Genomic DNA, 17654 nt, shown 5'->3' with positions numbered 1-17654 from the left:
GAATTTCCCATGTTCACCCGTATTGCCCTCTTTCTAGCGACCAACCTCGCGGTGCTGATCCTCGCGAGCATCGTGATGTCAATCCTGGGCGTGGACTCCCGTTCGATGAGCGGCCTGCTGGTCATGGCGGCCATCTTCGGTTTTGGTGGTTCGCTCATCTCGCTGCTGCTGTCCAAGTGGATGGCCAAGCGCTCCACCGGTGCGGTGGTGATCACCGAGCCGCGCAACCAGACCGAGCGCTGGCTGCTGGCCACCGTCGAGCGCCAGGCCAAGGCAGCCGGTATCGGCATGCCGGAAGTGGCGGTGTATGACGGCCCGGAGATCAACGCGTTCGCCACCGGTGCCAACCGCAACAACGCGCTGGTGGCGGTGTCCACCGGCCTGCTGCACAACATGAGCGAGGATGAAGCCGAAGCCGTGCTCGGCCACGAGATCGCCCACGTCGCCAATGGAGACATGATCACCATGGCGCTGCTGCAGGGTGTGCTGAACACCTTCGTGATCGTGCTGGCCCGCGTAGTCGGCGGCATCATCGACAGTGCTTTGTCGGGCAACCGCGAAGGCGGCGGCCGTGGCTTTGCGTACTACATCATCGTGTTCGTGCTGGAGATGGTGTTCGGCCTGTTCGCCACGATGATCTCGATGTGGTTCTCGCGCCACCGCGAATTCCGTGCCGATGCCGGCGGTGCATCGCTGGCCGGTCGCCAGAAGATGATCTCGGCGCTGGAGCGGCTGCAGCTCAACCACGGCCAGAGCACCCTGCCGACGCAGATCGCCGCGTTCGGTATTGCCGGGTCGACGGCGAAGAAGCTGTTCATGAGCCACCCGCCGCTGGAAGAGCGCATCGCCGCGCTGCGGGCGTCGACGGTGGCATAAGCCTCCGCTTGTAGAGCAGTGCAGGAACGCCTGGCCTCGCGCCGGGCGTTTTTGTTTGCGCGCCCACGCGTCGGTAGCGCCGGGCCATGCCCGGCGGATCGTTTCCGCGACCGCGGAGGGGCGTCACTTTTCTTTTCGCGCGAAAAGAAAAGTAACCAAAAGAAACGCGCCGCCGGTCGCGAGCCGTCGCTACGCGCCGGTACCCTGCGCTTCTCGGTCCGCCGAGGGACGGCGCGGGAACTCGCTACGCTCAGACACCCGCGCCTCTTCGCCCTCGCCGGACCTGCGGTGCTCGGCTCGCTGTAAGGCGGGCCGGAAGATCAAGATCAACGGCAAGAGCATCCACGCATGGCGTGGATCTACTGGGTGCAGCTGTGGCGTTTGATCTTGGGTCCGCCTTGCAGCGAGCCGAGCATCGCAGGGGAATCAGGGGCGCAGAGGCGCCGATGTCTGAGCGCAGCGAGTTCGGCGCCGTCCCCTGGTTCGCCGAGAAGCGCAGGGGACCGGTGCGTAGCACCGGCTTGCGTACTGGCGGCGTGTTTCTTTGGTTACTTTCTTGATGGCGCACATCCCTGTGCGCCACCCTACGGGCCGGCTCCGCCGTTCCGCGCTGCTCCTGCAGCACGGTGCACGAGCAAAGAAAGTGACAAGCACGATCACTGCGGATACGAAAACGGCACCTTCGCAGGTGCCGTCTCCATGAACCGCTTTACGCGCGAACTCAGAACTTCGCGTCGAACTCGGCAGCGTAACCCGTGTTGACCAGCACCTTCTGCAGCGACTCGGCCACCTTCAGGTTGCCGGCCACGATCTGCTGGGTGTCCGGGCCACGGTTGTCCATGCGGGCCGGGGTCGCGCCCTTGAAGTCGCAGACCTTGCCACCGGCTTCGCGCACCAGCAGCACGCCGGCAGCGATGTCCCAGGCCTTCACGCCGGCCTCGAAGTAGGCGTCGGCGCGGCCACAGGCCACGTAGGCCAGGTCCAGCGCGGCCGAACCCGAGCGGCGGATGTCCTCGGCGTGCACCAGCAGGGCGTCCAGCGACTTCAGCTGCGCACTGGCGCGGGCACGCTCGCGCGGGGCGAAACCGGTGTGGATCATGGTGCCTTCCAGATCCTTGCGGTCGGCCACGCGGATGCGGCGGTCGTTGAGCACGGCGCCGGCACCACGGCTGGCGGTGAACAGTTCATTGCGCAGCGGGTCGAAGATCACCGCGTCGGTCGGCTCGCCGTTCTCGACCAGGGCGATCGACACGCAGTAGTGCGGCACGCCGCGCAGGTAGTTGCTGGTGCCGTCCAGCGGGTCGATGACCCACATGTGGCGACGCTCGCTCTGCACGCCACCTTCTTCACCGAAGATGCCGTACTCGGGGTAAGCGCGCTTGAGTTCCTTGACGATCACCTTTTCCGCGTCCGCATCGACTTCGCTGGCGTAGTCCATGCGGCCCTTCTGGACTACATTCAGTGCCTCGAGCTTGTTGATGTTGCGCAAGAGGACGTTGCCGGCGAGGCGGGCGGCCTTGACCATGACGGTGACGGCGGGTTTCTGCATGGCATGGGCTCCCGGAAGGGCAGAAGAGAAGGGCTGGCGGGGGAAAAGAGCGGGTCCGGCGCAGTGGCCGGCCGCACAGTTTACCATTGGTCTTCGTCCAGCTCGACATTTTCCCTGTTCATGTCCCAGTTTCCTGTCGCCACCCGCCTCCGATTCGTCCTTGTCGGGACCCAACACCCCGGCAACATGGGGGCCGCCGCCCGTGCCCTGAAGACCATGGGCCTGGCCCGCCTGGTCCTGGTGGCGCCGGAGAAGCCGCTTGATGAAGAGGCCTTCCGGCGCTCGGCCGGTGCCGAGGACGTGCTCGGCGACGCGCCGGTGGTGGCCACGCTGGCCGAAGCCGTGGCCGACTGCCGCTTCGTGCTGGGGTGCACCGCACGTGCGCGCCGGGTCCAGCTGGAGGAGTTCCTGCCGGCAGATGCCGCCGCCCGCGCAGTGGCCAAGGCCAGCGAGGGTGCCGAGGTGGCGCTGGTGTTCGGTCGCGAGCGTACCGGCCTGACCAACGAGGAGCTGCAGCTGTGCCATGCCGCCGTGCACATTCCGTCCGACCCGCAGTTCAGCTCGCTCAACCTGGCCGCCGCAGTGCAGGTGCTGGCCTATGAAGTGCGCATGCAGCTGCTGGGCGCACAGCCGGTGGCCGCGACCGAGCCGGACAACCGCGAGCAGGCTGCCAGCCACGATCAGATGGAGAGCTTCTTCGCCCAACTTGGCGAGACTCTGGACGAGATCGATTTCCACAAGGGTCGCGCGCCCGAGTCGGCGATGCGCAAGCTGCGCCGCCTGTTCCTGCGCAGCGAGCCCAGCGAGCAGGAAGTGCGCCTGCTGCGCGGCATCCTGGCCGATACCCAGCGCATGGCGCGGCTGGCGCAGAAGAACGGCAAGGACAGCTGACGACGGTCTCATTTTTTCGGGTAGTCTGTCCGGATACCCCGGGGGGATGATGCTTGTGTCGGGTCTGCGTAGGGCAATGCAGGGGGAACTGCTGCGCCTGACCTTGGCCCTGCTGGCCGGGACGGCGCATGCTGCGCCCGGTTCACAGAAGGGGGCGTTGGGCAGCGATGAGGGGCAACTCGCGATGACGCAGGATCATGCGCTTGGCAGTGTGGACCGGCAGGCTGCCGGACCGGCGCCGGGGGTATCAGGCCGGGCGTCCGCCGGGTTGTCGCGTGTCGTCTGTCTTCGGCGGGTGCAGCGTGCGTTGCAGGGGTTGTTGGGGGCTGCCGGTTTCCGCCGCGTCGATGCGCATGCGCAGCCGTGGCCGGATGATTTGAAACAAGGGTCGACGCGCGTGCGGATGGAAGTGGAATGAAGTTGCTCGGCTCGGGGATGCAGGCCCGGTTCCTGCTTGCGATGGGCGGGGCGATGCTGGTGGTGGTGGCGATCCTGGCCGTGCTGCTGGGGCGGCAGGCTGCGATGCAGGGCGAGGTGAGGTCGCTCAGCAACGGCGTCATCCACGAACTGTTCGACCGCAGCGTGCGCAGCCGTGGCGAGGCCATGGTGCGCGAGCTGTCCGATGCGCTTGCCGGTCCGCTCCACAACAACGACCTGGACCAGGTCGGGGCGCTTGTGCGCAGCATTTCGCGGCAGCCGGTGGTGCGCTACGTACTGGTGTTCGACGACCGCGGGCGGCTGGTCCACGACGGCTCGGCCGGAGTGCCCGGATCCGGGCGGCCGATGACCGATCCGTTGGCGGCCGGGGCGGTTGCCGCGCAGTCGCTGGTGGTGCAGCAGTCGCCCACGGTGCTCGACAACGCGATGCCGATCAGGGTGGGCAAACAACGCATCGGTGGTGTCCGCGTCGGCATGGCGCTGGATGAAGTGCTGCAGCGTGAGCAGGCGGCCAACGCGACCCTCGGTGAGCGGCTGCAGCAGATGGGAAGCCGGCATCTGGGCTGGCTGCTGTTGATGCTTGGCCTGCTGGTGGTGATCGGCGTGGTGGTGATCCTGTACGTACAGCGCACGCTGGTGGCGCCGATCCGCGAGCTGGCCGCGGCCGCCCGGCGCATCGAAGCGGGCGACTACCAGGCGCCGCTGCGGGAAAACACCCGCGACGACGAGGTCGGGGAACTGGTGCGCGGTTTTGCCCGCATGCGTGATGCGATCGCCCGCCACGACCGCGAAGTGCGGCGCATGGCCTACACCGACGCCTTGACCGGGCTCACCAACCGCCTGGCCTTCCGCGAGGCGCTGGACCATCGATTGATGGCCGCACGTGCATCCAATCACCGGTTGGGTCTGCTGTTTGCCGATATCGATGATTTCAAGCGGGTCAATGACACGCTGGGCCATGAGGCCGGCGACGAGGCGTTGCTTCAGTTCGCCCAGCGCATCGGCCGCGCAGTGACCGAGGCCGGCGGCGACGATGCCGTGCTGGCGCGGTTCGGCGGCGACGAATTCGTGATCCTCGTTGGTGATGGCGATGTTGCGGCCAATGCGCGGTTGCTGGCCGAAGTGCTGGTGCGCGAGCTGGGCAAGCCGCTGGTGGTGCAGGGCAGGGAACTGTTCCTGGGCACCTCGATCGGCGTGACCCTGTTCCCCGACGATGCCGCGGATGCGACGACGCTGCTGAAGAACGGCGACATCGCGATGTACCAGGCAAAGATGGCCGGCAAGAACTGCTATCGCTATTACAGCCGGGCCATGGATCACGCGGTCGAGCGGCGCGTGCACATGGAACAGGAACTGCGCGGTGCCTGGGAGCGCGGTGAGCTGCGGCTGGCCTACCAGCCGATCTTCCGCATGCGTGACCGCCGCATGGTCGGTGTCGAAGTGCTGCTGCGCTGGCAGCACCCGACGCTGGGTACGATTCCGCCATCGGTGTTCATCGAGGTGGCCGAGCAGAGTGGCCTGATCGAGATCATCGGTCCGAAGGTGCTGCGTGCTGCCTGCATGGAAGCGGTGCAGTGGCCGCGCGGCGTGGCCGGTGACGAGTTGTTCGTCTCGGTCAATGTGTCGCCACGGCAGCTGCGCGGCGGGGAGCTGCCGGCGTTGGTTGCACAGTGCCTGCAGGAGTCGGGCCTGCCGGCCTCGCGCCTGCACCTGGAGCTGACCGAGACGGCGGTGATCGGCGATGAGATGCTGGCCGCGCAGCTGCTGGACCGCCTGCACCGGGCCGGGGTGAAGGTGTGGCTGGACGACTTCGGTACCGGTTTCTCCGGTCTCAGCCACCTGCGGCAGGTGCCGGTGGACGGGGTCAAGATCGACAAGAGTTTCGTCGCCGACATGCAGCGCGACCCGGACGACCTGGCCCTGACCACGGCGATCATCGCCATGGCCCACGCGCTGGGCATCACGGTGGTGGCTGAGGGCATCGAGCAGGAGGCCCAGTTCGAGCTGCTGGCCCAGCGTGGCTGCGACCTGGGTCAAGGCTACCGGCTGAGCCACCCGGTCACCGCCACCGAAGTGGTGCGGATGATCGAATCGGGCGCGTGAGGCGCTACAGCGGGCGCTTGCTCGGGTCGCCGGGCAGTTCGCGGACCAGCTTGGGGACCAGGTAGCCGGACAGCCGGGCAGTGAGGCCTGCAATCAGGGCCTTGGCCTGGATGTCGTCCACTTCGAAGTGGGCCACGCCCTCGACGCGATCCAACTGGTGCAGGTAATACGGCAGCACGCCGGCGGCGAAGCTGCGTTCGCTCAGGTCCTGCAGCGCCTGCACGCTGTCGTTGACTCCGCGCAGCAGCACCGCCTGGTTCAGCAGCTGGGCGCCGATGCCACGCAGGCGGGCCATCGCCATGTCGACGCTGGCGTCGAATTCATTGGCGTGGTTGGCGTGGACCACGATCGCCAGTGGCCACGGCAGGCTGCCCAGCCAGGCCAGCAGTTCCTCGTCCACGCGCTCGGGCAGCACGATCGGCAGGCGCGTGTGGATGCGCAACCGGCGGATGTGCGGGATCTGGCGCAGCGCATCGGTCAGCTCGGCCAGCTTGTGCGTGGCCAGCGACAGCGGGTCGCCGCCGGACAGGATCACCTCATCGATGTCCGGGTCTGCGGCGATGGCCTCCACGGCCTCCTGCCAGCCCCCCTTGGCTGCGTTCTCGGCGCCATAGTCGAAATGCCGGCGGAAGCAGTAGCGGCAGTTGATGGCACAGCTGCCGGTGGCCACCAGCAGGGCGCGGCCACGGTATTTCTGGATGACCCCGGTGGCCTTCTTGGCCGCGCCGTCGCCCACCGCGTCAAAGCTGAACCCGGGCGCCGGGCGCATCTCCGCGTCGATCGGCAATACCTGCCGCAGCAGCGGATCGTGGGCGTCGCCACGGCGCATGCGGGCGACGAAACCCTCCGGCACGCGCAGCGCAAACTGGGCGATGGCCGCCTCCGATACGCCCAGCGCCGCGGCATCCAGATCCAGCCGGGCCAGCAGCGTCTGCGGGTCGCGCAGGGCCTGCCGCCACAGCTGCTGCCAGCGCGCGGGCGCGCTTGGCGACTGGGTCCGGGGGAAGGCGGAAAGCTGCATGGAGAGGGGGCCTGCGGTTATCATGGACACATAAACAGTTGCCCGCCGGGGTTCCGGTGGGCTTTCCATTCTATCCGGCTCGCCGCACGCGCGGCGGTTTCGCCATTTGAGGAGCTTGAGCATGGCCACTGCGGGCATGAACGATGTCAAGAACGGGATGAAGATCCTGGTCAACAATGAACCGGCCGTCATCTCCGAGACCGAGTTCATCAAGCCGGGCAAGGGCCAGGCCTTCACCCGCGTGCGCTATCGCTTCATCAAGTCGGGCCGCACGGTCGAAATGACCATGAAGGCGACCGACGACGTGGAAGTGGCCGATGTGGTCGATACCAACATGGACTACATGTACAGCGACGGCGAGTACTGGCATTTCATGGACCCGGAGACCTTCGAGCAGGTGCAGGCCGACAAGGCCGGCATGGGCGGCGCCGAGAAGTGGCTGAAGGGCGAGGAGTCCTGCATCGTGACCCTGTTCAACGGTTCGCCGATCTTCGTGCAGCCGCCGAATTTCGTTGAACTGAAGATCACCGAGACCGATCCGGGCGTCCGCGGTGACACCTCGGGCGGCGGCGGCAAGCCGGCCACCCTGGAAACCGGCGCCGTGGTGCGCGTGCCGCTGTTCGTCAACCAGGATGAAATCATCAAGGTCGACACCCGTTCGGGCGAGTACTCCTCGCGCGTCAAGTAATCCGGCGCAGCCGGATTACGGTAGTGCCGGCCGCTGGCCGGGTACGCGCCATCGCATTCGCGCTGGCGCTCCCATGATCTGCTTCGGCAGATCATGGGCCCCGCTTCACGAGTCTCCAGACCCCGCCGCTTCGCGGCAGCCCCTGACTCAGGGGCGTGTCCCCCAGCAGTATCTCGCCGCCCCCCAGCCAGTGAGCCCGCATGAGCGATAGCCCGCACCTCCCCGAAGCCTGCGACCTGCTCATCGAAGCCGGTTATGTCGTTCCGATCGAGCCGCATGCGGTGGTGCTGGAAGACCATGCAGTGGCCATCCGTGGCAGCGAGATCGTGGCCATCCTGCCGCGCGCCGAAGCGCGTGCGCGGTTCCGTGCCACCCAGGTTGTCAGCCGCCCAGAGGCGGCGCTGATGCCGGGCCTGGTCAACGCACATACGCACAACCCGATGACCCTGCTGCGCGGCGTCGCTGACGACCTGCCGCTGATGACCTGGCTGCAGCAGCACATCTGGCCGGTGGAAGCGGCGGTGATCGGTCCCGAATTCGTGGCCGACGGCACCACCCTTGCCATCGCCGAGATGCTGCGTGGCGGCACCACCTGCGCCAACGAGAACTATTTCTTTGGTGACGTGCAGGCTGCCGTCTACAAGAAGCACGGTTTCCGCGCGCTGGTCGGCGCGGTCATCATCGATTTCCCCACCGCCTGGGCCAAGACCGACGACGAGTACTTCGCCAAGGCCGGTGAACTGCATGACCAGTGGCGCACCGACCCGCTGATCGGCACCGCATTCGCGCCGCATGCGCCGTACACGGTCAACGATGCCAATTTCGAGCGGGTGCGGATGCTGTCCGACCAGCTGGACATGCAGGTGCATCTGCATACCCATGAAACCGCGCAGGAAATCACCGATTCGATCAAGCTGCACGGCCAGCGTCCGCTGGCGCGGCTGGATCGCCTCGGCCTGGTCAACGACCGCCTGATCGCGGTGCACATGACCCAGCTGACCGAGGCCGAGATCCACCTGTGCGCCGAGCGCGGCGTCAGCGTGGTGCACTGCCCGGAGTCGAACCTGAAGCTGGCCTCTGGTTTCTGCCCGGCCTGCGCCCTGCAGCGCGCCGGCGTGAACCTGGCCATCGGCACTGACGGCTGCGCCAGCAACAACGACCTGGACATGTTCAGCGAGAACCGCACGGCGGCGATCCTGGCCAAGGCCGTGGCCGACGATGCCACCGCGCTGGACGCGGCGACCACGTTGCGCGCCTCCACCCTGGGCGGCGCCCGCGCTTTGGGCTTCGGCGAGCGCATCGGCTCGATCGAGGTCGGCAAGCAGGCCGACCTGGTCTGTGTTGATCTGTCCGCGCTGGAGACCCAGCCGCTGCACAACGTGCTGTCGCAGCTGGTGTACGCCACCGGCCGCCAGCAGGTCAGCGACGTCTGGATCGCCGGCAAGCCCAAGCTGGTGCAGCGCGAGCTGGTCGGCATGGACCTGCCGGGCATCATCGCCAACGCGCGCCAGTGGCGCGAGCGCATCCGTCATATCCGCGCCTGAGTGCAGGCGCCGCAAGGACAACCGTCATGACTGCCCCCCACGCTTCTTCCAATTTCGATCAGGCCGAGCTGGACAAGTTCGCCGCGCTGGCCAACCGCTGGTGGGACGCCGACGGCCCGCAGAAGCCGCTGCACGCACTGAATCCGGTGCGTCTGCAGTACGTTGCCGACCGCGCGTCGCTGCGTGGCGCACGCGTGCTCGACATCGGCTGCGGTGGCGGGCTGCTGAGTGAAGCGCTGGCCCAGGCCGGTGCCGAAGTGACCGCCATCGACCTGGCGCCGGAGCTGGTCAAGGTTGCGCGTCTGCATGCCCTGGAAAGCGGCGTCAGCGTCGACTACCGGGTGCAGGCCGCCGAGGACCTGGCCGCCGAACAACCGGGCAGCTTCGATGTGGTGACCTGCATGGAAATGCTCGAGCACGTGCCCGATCCGGGCGCGATCATCGAGGCCTGCAAGCGTCTGCTGAAGCCGGGTGGCCATCTGTTCCTGTCCACCATCAACCGCACCGTAGCCGCATTCGCCGTGGCCATCGTCGGTGCCGAGTACGTGGCACGGCTGCTGCCCAAGGGCACCCACCACTACCAGGAATTCATCAAGCCGGCCGAGCTGGCGCGTTGGCTGCGCGAGGCCGACCTGCAGCTGGCCGATGTCAGCGGCATGGCCTATGAGCCGTGGCGCAACCGCGCCCGCCTGAGCAGCCGCACCGACATCAACTACCTGGCCCATGCGGTCAAGGCACCGTGACCGCTGCCGTGTTCCCGCGTGCGGTGCTGTTCGACCTGGACGGTACGCTGCTGGACAGCGCCCCGGATTTCGTCGCCACCCTTGATGCGATGCTGGCCGAGCGCGGTCGCGCACCGATCGATCCGGCGCAGTTGCGGCCAGTGGTGTCCAAGGGTTCACGGGCGATGGTGTCGGCCGCGTTTCCAGAGCTGGAAGCGGCCGAGCGCGATGCACTGATTCCCGAGTTCCTGCAGCGCTACGAAGCCTCGATCGGCCAGCATGCCGTGCTGTTCGACGGCGTCGCCGGCATGCTCGGTGCGCTGGACGAAGCCGGCACCGTGTGGGGCATCGTCACCAACAAGCCCGAATACCTGGCGCGGCTGATCGTGCCGCAGTACGGCTGGCAGCAGCGCTGCGCAGTGCTGGTCGGGGGTGACACCCTGGCCGAACGCAAGCCGCATCCGTTGCCGCTGCTGCACGCCGCGCAGCTGATCGGCATCGCAGCGGAAGACTGCGTGTACGTCGGCGACGATGAGCGTGACATCACCGCCGCGCGTGCTGCCGGCATGCCGTCGGTGGCGGCGCTGTGGGGCTACCGCCTGCACAGCGATGATCCGTTGGCCTGGCAGGCCGATGTGCTGGTCGAGAACGCCGGACTTCTGCAACTGGCCAGTCTCTGGCCGAACCGGCCGGCGACCCCGGCCCAGCCGTAAGGAACAACGTAGTGAGCAGTACCGCGCTGGATAGTTTCCTCGACAAGTGGCGCAGCCGCTGGCCGGAATGGTCGGTGGCCGAGCCGTTCGTGGCCGAACCGCAGCGCCATGTGGCGCTGGCGTGGTTCGCGCTGCTGCAGGAATTCGACGACATGCTCAACACCGCTGGCGACCCGCTGCCGGCGGACGCCAAGCTGGCGTGGTGGGGCGAGGAACTGCGCAGCTGGGCCGCGCAGCGTTCGCGGCATCCGCTGGGACGCGTGCTGGAGCCGGTGCGGGCACCGTGGGTGCAGCTGGCCGAGGCGCTGCCGGATCTGGTCGAGGCGCGCACCGTAGCGCTGGACGCTGCCGGTGCCGAACGCGCACTGGGCAACTATGCCGACGCGGTGGCTGCGGTCGAGGCCGTGGTGTTTGCCGACAAGCCGCGCAAGGGTGCTGGCCATGCCGTGCTGCTGCAGACCCTGGCCCAGCGCCTGCAGGACGCTGGCGTGGCCGGGGTTCCGCGCAGCCTGCTGGACGAAGATGCCGGCAACGCTGCACAGCGTTGGGCGCAGCAGTTGCTGAAAGGGTGGGGCACCCGCGTGCCCGGTCCACGTGCACGCCGGGTGTGGTCGAGCCTGGCGCGTGCACGTCTGGCGGCGCAGGCCGCCGGCAAACCGATTGAAGCCACGCCCGTGCGCACGTTGCTGCGCGTGTGGTGGGCCGCGCGCGGCTGAGCCATCACATGGTAGTGCCGGCCGCTGGCCGGCAATCCGCATAGGTCGCTGAACACCATGAGGTTGCCGGCCAGCGGCCGGCACTACCGTTACTTGCGCTCCAGCACCAGCAGCGGATCGATGCGGGTGTCGAACCAGTTCATGCCCCAGTGCAGGTGCGGCCCGGTGGCACGGCCGGTGGCGCCGACGGCGGCGATCACCTGGCCCTGTTCGACGCGATCACCGACCTTCACGTCGATGCGCGACAGGTGCAGGAAATTCGAACTGACGCCGAAGCCGTGGTCGAGCAGCAGCGTGCCACCGGTCAGGTACAGGTCCGGCCCAGCGAACGTCACCACACCGGCCGCCGGTGCCTTCACCGGGGTGCCGGTCGGCACTGCGATGTCCATGCCGGAGTGGCCGGCACCGGGCTGGCCGTTGTACACGCGGGCGTTGCCGAAGCGGCCGCTGATGCGGCCCTGCACCGGCCAGATGAAGGTCTGGGTGAAATCGGTGCGGTTGTCGTCGCGCGCACGCGCAGCGGTGACCTGCGCCTGTTCGCGCTTGATCCGCTCGGCGATGGCCGGCGGCGGATTGACCGTCTTCGGCGGCACGCCGTTCACCCGCTCGGTCGGCCAGTCGCGCGGGGTCACGGCGATGGCGGCCGTCTCGCTGCTGCCATCCGGTCGGCGGATCTGCACCTGCAGCGGGCCCTTCTCATCGCGACCGATGCCGAACACCACGCTGCCGTAGCTGCTCACGCGCAGGTCGCGGCCTGCATAGCGCACGCTGCTGCCGGCGGGAACCTTGCCGATCACCAGCGCGCCCTGCGACGCGCTGGCCGGGAACACCACGCGGCTGTCGATCAGGTCGCCGATGCCGTCCTGTGCCTGGGCTGCGGGTGCGGAGAGCAGGGGCGCTGCCAGCAGCAGCGCCGCGAACATGAGTGCCGGACGCATCAGCGGTCGTAGGTCATGCGCTGGCCGGCGGGCTCGCCCACCAGCGTGTTGCCGTCCCACACCAGCTGGCCGTTGACCCAGGTGGAGGCCACGCGCGAACGGAACGTGGTGCCCTCGAACGGCGACCAGCCGCACTTGGACAGCACGTCCTCGCGCTTGACCGTGAACGGCACATCTTCCACCAGCACCAGGTCGGCGAAGTAACCTTCGCGCAGGAAGCCTCGCTCTTCCACATCGAACAACTGGGCCGGGGCATGGGCGAATTTCTGCACGACCTGCTCGCGGGTCAGCTTGCCTTCGTGCACGCGTTCCAGTGCGGCGACCAGCGCGTACTGCACCAGCGGCAGGCCGGACGGCGCCTGCGCATAGGGCTTCTGCTTCTCTTCCCAGGTATGCGGGGCGTGGTCGGTGGCCAGCACGTCCAGCACGTCGTCAGCCAACGCGGCGGTGATCGCCTCGCGATCGGCCACGTCCTTGATCGCCGGATTGCACTTGATCAGGTTGCCCTTGGTCGCGTAATCCGGGCGGGCGAAGTGCAGGAAGTGCACGCAGGTCTCGGCGGTGATCTGCTTGCGGCTGCCGTCGGCGCGGATCAGCGGGCCCTTCTCGAACAGGGCCAGTTCGTCGGCGGTGGAGATGTGCAGCACGTGCAGGCGGGTGCCGTGCTTGCGCGCCAGCGACATGGCCAGCCGCGTCGACTTGATGCAGGCTTCGCGCGAACGGATGTCCGGGTGCATCTCCGGGGTCAGTGCGTCGCCGTACTTCTCCTGGAACGCTTTCAGGTTGGCATCGATCATCGGCGTGTCTTCGCAGTGCGTGATGATCGGGGTGGGGCACTCGCGGAAGATCGCGTCCAGGGTTTCGGGGTTGTCGACCAGCATGTTGCCGGTGGACGCGCCCATGAACACCTTCACGCCCGGCGCCTTCTTCGGATCGAGCGCACGGATGGCGTCGAGGTTGTCGTTGCTGGCACCGTGGTAGAAACCGTAGTTGGCCCAGGCACGGCCGCGCGCCAGCTCGTACTTGGCTTCCAGGATGGTCGAGTCCAGGGTCGGCGGGTTGGTGTTGGGCATGTCCATGAAGCTGGTCAGGCCACCGGCCACGGCCGCGGCCGATTCGCTGGCGATGTCACCCTTGTGGGTCAGGCCGGGTTCGCGGAAATGCACCTGGTCGTCGATCATCCCGGGCAGCAGCCAGCGCCCGGCCGCATCCACCACCTGTTCGCCATCACGCGGAGTCAAACCCTTGCCGATCTGCGCGATGCGATCGTTCTCGATACGCAGGTCGCCTTCGAAGGTGCGGCCTTCGTTGACCAGGCGGGCATTGGTGATGAGCGTGGAGGACATGTCAGTGTTTTCCTGTGCAACGGCAAGAGGGGGCGTTGGGAGAGTCGGGCACTGGATCGAAGCCGCCGGGATGGAACGGATGGCAGCGGCCCAGCCGTCGCGCCGCCAGCCAGCTGCCGCGCAGCGGGCCGTGCCGGGAGATGGCATCCATGGCGTATTCAGAGCAGCTCGGCACGAAACGGCAGCGAGGCCCCAGCAAGGGGCTGATGAAGCGCTTGTAGAAGCGCAGCAGGGCGATGAGCAGGCGCGAGATCACGCAGTCATCTTAAGCCAGTTGGCATGAAGGCCGCATTTGTGCAGGATGGGCCGTTGGTCGCATGTCGTAGTTGGCCTGCGACCGCTAGCGGCACCCCTCCAGGTGCCGGACAGGTTCCGTACCGCGCAAGGCGGTCCGTGTTCGTCGGACCGCACCTTGGACCCGTTGACTCCTGGACTGAATGGAGCGGGCCCCCAAGGTTGCTGCTGCGGGTCGGGTAGGCTATAAAGGCCCGCTTTCCCGGGCCCCGGGGAATCCAAGGAAGAGCGTTTCGTGGCTGCTAAAAAAACTGCAAAGAAGGCCGTCAAGGCCGCCAAGAAAACCGCCAAGCCTGTTGTGAAGAAGTTGGCGGCCAAGCCCGTTGCCAAGAAGCCGGCCAGCAAGCCGGCGACCAAGGCGGCATCCTCACAGCCGGCGGCCAGGAAGGCCACCGCAAAGAAAGCGCCGGTGAAATCCGGCAAGCCGGCAGTGGCGAAGAAGCCCGCTGCGCCGGTCAAGGCCAAACCTGCCGCTGCCAGCAAGAAGGCGCCGGTGGTGAAGAAGGTTGCCAGCAAGGCTGCGCCGGTGAAGAAGGCCGCTGCCAAGCCGGCACCGAAGAAGGCAGCAGCCAAGCCAACGCCGAAGGCGGTGGTGAAGAAGGTTGCCGCCGCGCCTGCTGCCAAGCCGGCAGCAAAGAAGGTGGCGCCTGCCAAGCCGGCACCGGCCAAGAAGGTTGCCAAGAATGTCGCCCCGCCGGCCGCCAAGCCGACGCCGGCCCCTGTAGTGAAGTCCGCACCGAAGCCAGCTGCGAAGCCGGCCCCGGCCAAGTCTGTCCCGGCCAAGACCGCGGCAGTGGCGGCAGCCAAACCGGCCCCCAAGCCGGCCCCGGCCGCCGCTTCTGCAGCATCGACCGCCCCGCAATCCAAGAATCCCGTGCCCGTTTCGAAATCGCCTGCCAAAACCGCCGTGAAATCCGATTCCGCTCCGAAGACCGTGACCCGCCCCGTGGGCAAGGTCGCCGTGGCCGTTGCCGCCCGTTCGACGGCACCTGCGCCGCGCAGCAAGTACAAGGTCGTCGAATACAAGACCGACGAGGCCACTGGCCGCCCGATCCTGCCGGCAGGCTACAAGCCGGCCTCGGACGAGGAGTACATGAGCCCGCTGCAGCAGGAGTACTTCCGTCAGCGCCTGCAGAACTGGCGCGCCGACCTGGTGGAAGAGTCCAAGCAGACCATCGAGAACCTGCGTGAGGAAGTGCGTGACATCGGCGATGAAGCCGAGCGCGCGACCCGCGAAACCGAGAACTCGCTGGAGCTGCGCACCCGTGACCGTTACCGCAAGCTGATCGGCAAGATCGACAGCACCCTCAAGCGCCTGGAAGCAGGTGATTACGGGTACTGCGTGGACACCGGTGAAGAGATCGGCCTGGAGCGCCTTGAAGCGCGCTTGACCGCCGAGCGCACCATCGACGCCCAGGAGCGTTGGGAGCACCTGCAGAAGCAGCAGGGCGACTGATTCCGGTTCGTTGTGATGTCATGCAGAAAGCCCGGCTTCGGCCGGGTTTTTTGTTGGGTGATGGTTGGCTGCGTAGAGCGGCGCCTTGGTTGTTCCGTGAGCGAGCGGGCGGGTCACCCGGGCCAGGACACGCCGTAAACCCATCCCTGGGGGCTCGGCCGCGCCATCCATGGCGCGAACGGTCCTGGCCCGGGTGACCCGCCCGCTCCAGACAGTTCCCGAGTGCGGCCGCTGTAGAGCCGAGCCCACGCTCGGCTCAGGCCGAAGCCGGCGGGTAGGGAAGAGCAAGAGCAAGAGCAGCTAAGCATGGCTTGGCTCTACCAGGAGCGGCCATGAGTATGCTCGCGGCTGTTGGGTCCGCCTTGTAGCGAGCCGAGCACCGCAGGGGAATCAGGGGCGAAGAGGCGCCGCTGTTTGAGCGCAGCGAGTTCGGTGCCGTCCCCTGATTCACCGAGGAGCGCAGGGCACCGGTGCGCAGCACCGGCTCGCGGATGGCGGCGCGTTTCTTTGGTTACTTTCTTTGCGCGCGCAAAGAAAGTGACACCCCGCCGCGGTCGCGGAAAGCGCCCGCCGGGCATGGCCCGGCGCTACCGGCGCGTGTGCGCACGGAAATCCGCTCTATTGCAGATCGCGCAGATTCAATTTCCGCAGCGTCGGGTTCTTCCATGCGGTGACACCGGCCACGCTCAGTACCGCGAATCCGCCCAGTACCACCGCCGGTACCAGCCCCAGCACCTTGGCCATGGTGCCGGCATAGAACGCGCCCAGTTCGTTGGACGAACTGATGAAGATGCCGTTGATCGACGATACCCGGCCGCGCATCTCTTCCGGCGTGGCCAGCTGCAGGATGGTGGAGCGGATCACCACCGACACGCCGTCGAAGGCGCCGTAGAACAGCAGGATCAACGCCGACAGCCAGAAGTGCTGGGACAGGCCGAAGCCGATCACGCACAGGCCGAAGCCGGCGACCGCGAACAGCAGCACCCGACCGGCATTACGGTGCAGGGGGTGGCGCGCCAGCCACAGGCCCACGCACACCGAACCCAGTGCCGGCGCCGCGCGCAGGATGCCCAGGCCCTCCGGGCCGTGATGCAGGATCTCGTGCAGGAACGCCGGCAGCATCGCCACCACACCGCCCAGCAGTACCGAGAACATGTCCAGCGCCATGGCGCCGACCATGATCCGGTTGCCGACCACGAAGCGCGCGCCTTCGGCAATGCTCTTGAAGATCGGGGCGGCTGGGCCGGCATGCACCGGCTCTTCCACCTTCAGCGTGGCCAGGCAGCCCATCGCCAGCAGCGCGAAGGCCGTGGCCACCGCATAGGACAGGCCCTTGCCACCGAAGCCGACCAGTACGCCACCCAGTGCCGGGCCGGCGATCATGCCGGCCTGGAACACCACGGCGCCAAGGCCGGCGCCACGGGCGAAGTGCTCGCGTGCCAACACCCGGGCGAACAGTGCGTTGTAGATCGGCGACAGGAAGGCGCGGACCATGCCGGTCAGTGCGATCGCCGCATAGATCGGCCACACGCCCTCAACCGGCAGCCAGCCCTTGGCCACGCTGGTCAGCACCAGCGCGGTGGCGACCAAGCCGGAACAGGCGACCATGCCCAGCTTGCGGCGCGGCAGATGATCCACCAGATAACCGGCGAACGGGGCCACGCAGAAGAACGGCAGCACCTCGGCCAGGCCGATCAGGCCCAGCGAGAACGGATTGCGGGTGACTTCGTAGATGTGCCAACCGACGGTGACCGCGACCACCTGGTAGGACAGCATCGCGAAGATGCGATACGCCAGCAGCCTGGCGAAACCGGGCCGGGACAGCAGGCCCAGCGCGGTGTCTTCGGCCGTGGCGGGCTCGCTCACGACGGATCGCGCTGCAGCTGGGCCTGCGCGGTCTCGCGGATGAACGCCAGCATCGCCGCCACGCCGTTGCTGCGGGTCGGCGACAGGTGGCGGGCCAGGCCGATATCCTGGATATAGCTGGGTTCGGTGGCCAGGATCTCCTGCGCGGTGCGCCCGGAGTACACGCGCAGCGCCAGGAAGATCAGGCCGGAGACGATGGCCGAATCGCTGATGGCGTGGAAGCGCAGCGACTGCGCGTTGCCTTCCGGCACGATCCAGACCATCGACTGGCAACCGAGCAGGCGGTGCTCTTCGGTCTTCCACGCGTCCGGGAAGGCGGGCAGCTTGCGGCCGAGGTCGATCAGGTACTGGTAGCGCTCGGACCAGTCGCCGAAGAAACCGAATTCCTCGGCGATGGCCGTCTGTGCCTCGGCGGCGGTGGGTTCAAGCGGGAACGGGGAGTCGATCACAACAGTCTCTACAGTAGGGAGCGGGGCCGGCGGACCGGCCACGG

At 67.4% G+C, this 17654-nt stretch carries 17 protein-coding genes; 10 read left to right on the top strand and 7 right to left on the bottom strand.

Features of this window, described 5'->3' with window-relative positions:
• Nucleotides 1-9: 9 nt before the first annotated feature.
• Nucleotides 10-876 carry a protease HtpX gene (htpX, locus tag J2X70_RS06620; protein WP_134832844.1) on the top strand — a complete coding sequence of 289 codons (867 nt, stop codon included), beginning with the start codon at nucleotides 10-12 and terminating at the stop codon, nucleotides 874-876.
• 721 nt (nucleotides 877-1597) lie between these two features.
• On the opposite strand, the gene J2X70_RS06615 is transcribed toward htpX, so the two are convergent.
• Complete coding sequence (locus tag J2X70_RS06615) at nucleotides 1598-2425, bottom strand: inositol monophosphatase family protein (RefSeq protein WP_025876387.1); 828 nt, start codon at nucleotides 2423-2425, stop codon at nucleotides 1598-1600.
• Nucleotides 2426-2545: 120 nt separating this feature from the next.
• On the opposite strand from J2X70_RS06615, the gene J2X70_RS06610 reads away from it, so the two are divergent.
• Genes J2X70_RS06610 through J2X70_RS06600 form a run of 3 tightly spaced genes read left to right on the top strand, consistent with a single transcriptional unit; the run spans nucleotide 2546 to nucleotide 5857 of the window.
• Nucleotides 2546-3316 carry an RNA methyltransferase gene (locus J2X70_RS06610; RefSeq protein ID WP_059064673.1) on the top strand — a complete coding sequence of 257 codons (771 nt, stop codon included), beginning with the start codon at nucleotides 2546-2548 and terminating at the stop codon, nucleotides 3314-3316.
• A 46-nt stretch (nucleotides 3317-3362) separates the two neighbouring features.
• On the top strand, nucleotides 3363-3734 hold the full coding sequence (locus J2X70_RS06605) for a hypothetical protein (RefSeq protein ID WP_309909529.1): 372 nt from the start codon (nucleotides 3363-3365) through the stop codon (nucleotides 3732-3734).
• The gene (locus tag J2X70_RS06600) at nucleotides 3731-5857 is read left to right on the top strand and encodes an EAL domain-containing protein (RefSeq protein ID WP_025876393.1); all 2127 of its coding nucleotides are present in this window, start codon (nucleotides 3731-3733) and stop codon (nucleotides 5855-5857) included. The genes J2X70_RS06605 and J2X70_RS06600 overlap by 4 nt, the downstream gene beginning before the upstream one ends.
• A gap of 4 nt (nucleotides 5858-5861) precedes the next feature.
• On the opposite strand, the gene epmB is transcribed toward J2X70_RS06600, so the two are convergent.
• On the bottom strand, nucleotides 5862-6902 hold the full coding sequence (epmB, locus tag J2X70_RS06595) for an EF-P beta-lysylation protein EpmB (RefSeq protein ID WP_033831580.1): 1041 nt from the start codon (nucleotides 6900-6902) through the stop codon (nucleotides 5862-5864).
• A gap of 97 nt (nucleotides 6903-6999) precedes the next feature.
• Here epmB and efp point away from each other — a divergent pair, with 97 nt between their 5' ends.
• The 5 genes from efp to J2X70_RS06570 all read left to right on the top strand — a co-directional run bounded on the left by efp (nucleotide 7000) and on the right by J2X70_RS06570 (nucleotide 11261).
• Nucleotides 7000-7566 carry an elongation factor P gene (efp, locus tag J2X70_RS06590; RefSeq protein ID WP_006379771.1) on the top strand — a complete coding sequence of 189 codons (567 nt, stop codon included), beginning with the start codon at nucleotides 7000-7002 and terminating at the stop codon, nucleotides 7564-7566.
• A gap of 200 nt (nucleotides 7567-7766) precedes the next feature.
• Complete coding sequence (locus tag J2X70_RS06585) at nucleotides 7767-9110, top strand: TRZ/ATZ family hydrolase (RefSeq protein ID WP_025876398.1); 1344 nt, start codon at nucleotides 7767-7769, stop codon at nucleotides 9108-9110.
• A gap of 26 nt (nucleotides 9111-9136) precedes the next feature.
• A complete protein-coding gene (gene ubiG / locus J2X70_RS06580) occupies nucleotides 9137-9853 on the top strand; it encodes a bifunctional 2-polyprenyl-6-hydroxyphenol methylase/3-demethylubiquinol 3-O-methyltransferase UbiG (protein ID WP_309909526.1) in 717 nt (238 codons plus the stop codon).
• Nucleotides 9850-10545, top strand: a complete 696-nt coding sequence (locus J2X70_RS06575; RefSeq protein WP_309909524.1) for a phosphoglycolate phosphatase — start codon at nucleotides 9850-9852, stop codon at nucleotides 10543-10545. Before ubiG ends, J2X70_RS06575 begins: the two co-directional genes overlap by 4 nt.
• Nucleotides 10546-10556: 11 nt before the next feature.
• On the top strand, nucleotides 10557-11261 hold the full coding sequence (locus J2X70_RS06570; protein WP_033831576.1) for a squalene/phytoene synthase family protein: 705 nt from the start codon (nucleotides 10557-10559) through the stop codon (nucleotides 11259-11261).
• A gap of 89 nt (nucleotides 11262-11350) precedes the next feature.
• On the opposite strand, the gene J2X70_RS06565 is transcribed toward J2X70_RS06570, so the two are convergent.
• The 3 genes from J2X70_RS06565 to yidD are packed head-to-tail and all read right to left on the bottom strand — an operon-like array spanning nucleotide 11351 to nucleotide 13801.
• The gene (locus J2X70_RS06565; RefSeq protein WP_025876406.1) at nucleotides 11351-12199 is read right to left on the bottom strand and encodes a M23 family metallopeptidase; all 849 of its coding nucleotides are present in this window, start codon (nucleotides 12197-12199) and stop codon (nucleotides 11351-11353) included.
• Nucleotides 12199-13545, bottom strand: a complete 1347-nt coding sequence (locus J2X70_RS06560) for a dihydroorotase (RefSeq protein ID WP_025876408.1) — start codon at nucleotides 13543-13545, stop codon at nucleotides 12199-12201. Before J2X70_RS06560 ends, J2X70_RS06565 begins: the two co-directional genes overlap by 1 nt.
• Nucleotide 13546: 1 nt before the next feature.
• Entirely contained in the window at nucleotides 13547-13801 is a 255-nt protein-coding gene (yidD, locus tag J2X70_RS06555; protein WP_080148401.1) for a membrane protein insertion efficiency factor YidD, read from the bottom strand.
• Between the two features lie 273 nt (nucleotides 13802-14074).
• Between yidD and dksA the strand changes: the two genes are divergently transcribed.
• Complete coding sequence (dksA, locus tag J2X70_RS06550; protein ID WP_059064669.1) at nucleotides 14075-15295, top strand: RNA polymerase-binding protein DksA; 1221 nt, start codon at nucleotides 14075-14077, stop codon at nucleotides 15293-15295.
• Nucleotides 15296-15913: 618 nt separating this feature from the next.
• Here dksA and J2X70_RS06545 read toward each other — a convergent pair.
• On the bottom strand, nucleotides 15914-17161 hold the full coding sequence (locus J2X70_RS06545; protein ID WP_025876414.1) for an MFS transporter: 1248 nt from the start codon (nucleotides 17159-17161) through the stop codon (nucleotides 15914-15916).
• Complete coding sequence (locus J2X70_RS06540; RefSeq protein ID WP_025876416.1) at nucleotides 17158-17610, bottom strand: SufE family protein; 453 nt, start codon at nucleotides 17608-17610, stop codon at nucleotides 17158-17160. Before J2X70_RS06540 ends, J2X70_RS06545 begins: the two co-directional genes overlap by 4 nt.
• Nucleotides 17611-17654 lie beyond the last annotated feature (44 nt).

Source organism: Stenotrophomonas sp. 1337 (assembly GCF_031455455.1).
GTDB lineage: Bacteria > Pseudomonadota > Gammaproteobacteria > Xanthomonadales > Xanthomonadaceae > Stenotrophomonas > Stenotrophomonas indicatrix.
This window is presented reverse-complemented; position numbering and strand designations above follow the sequence as displayed.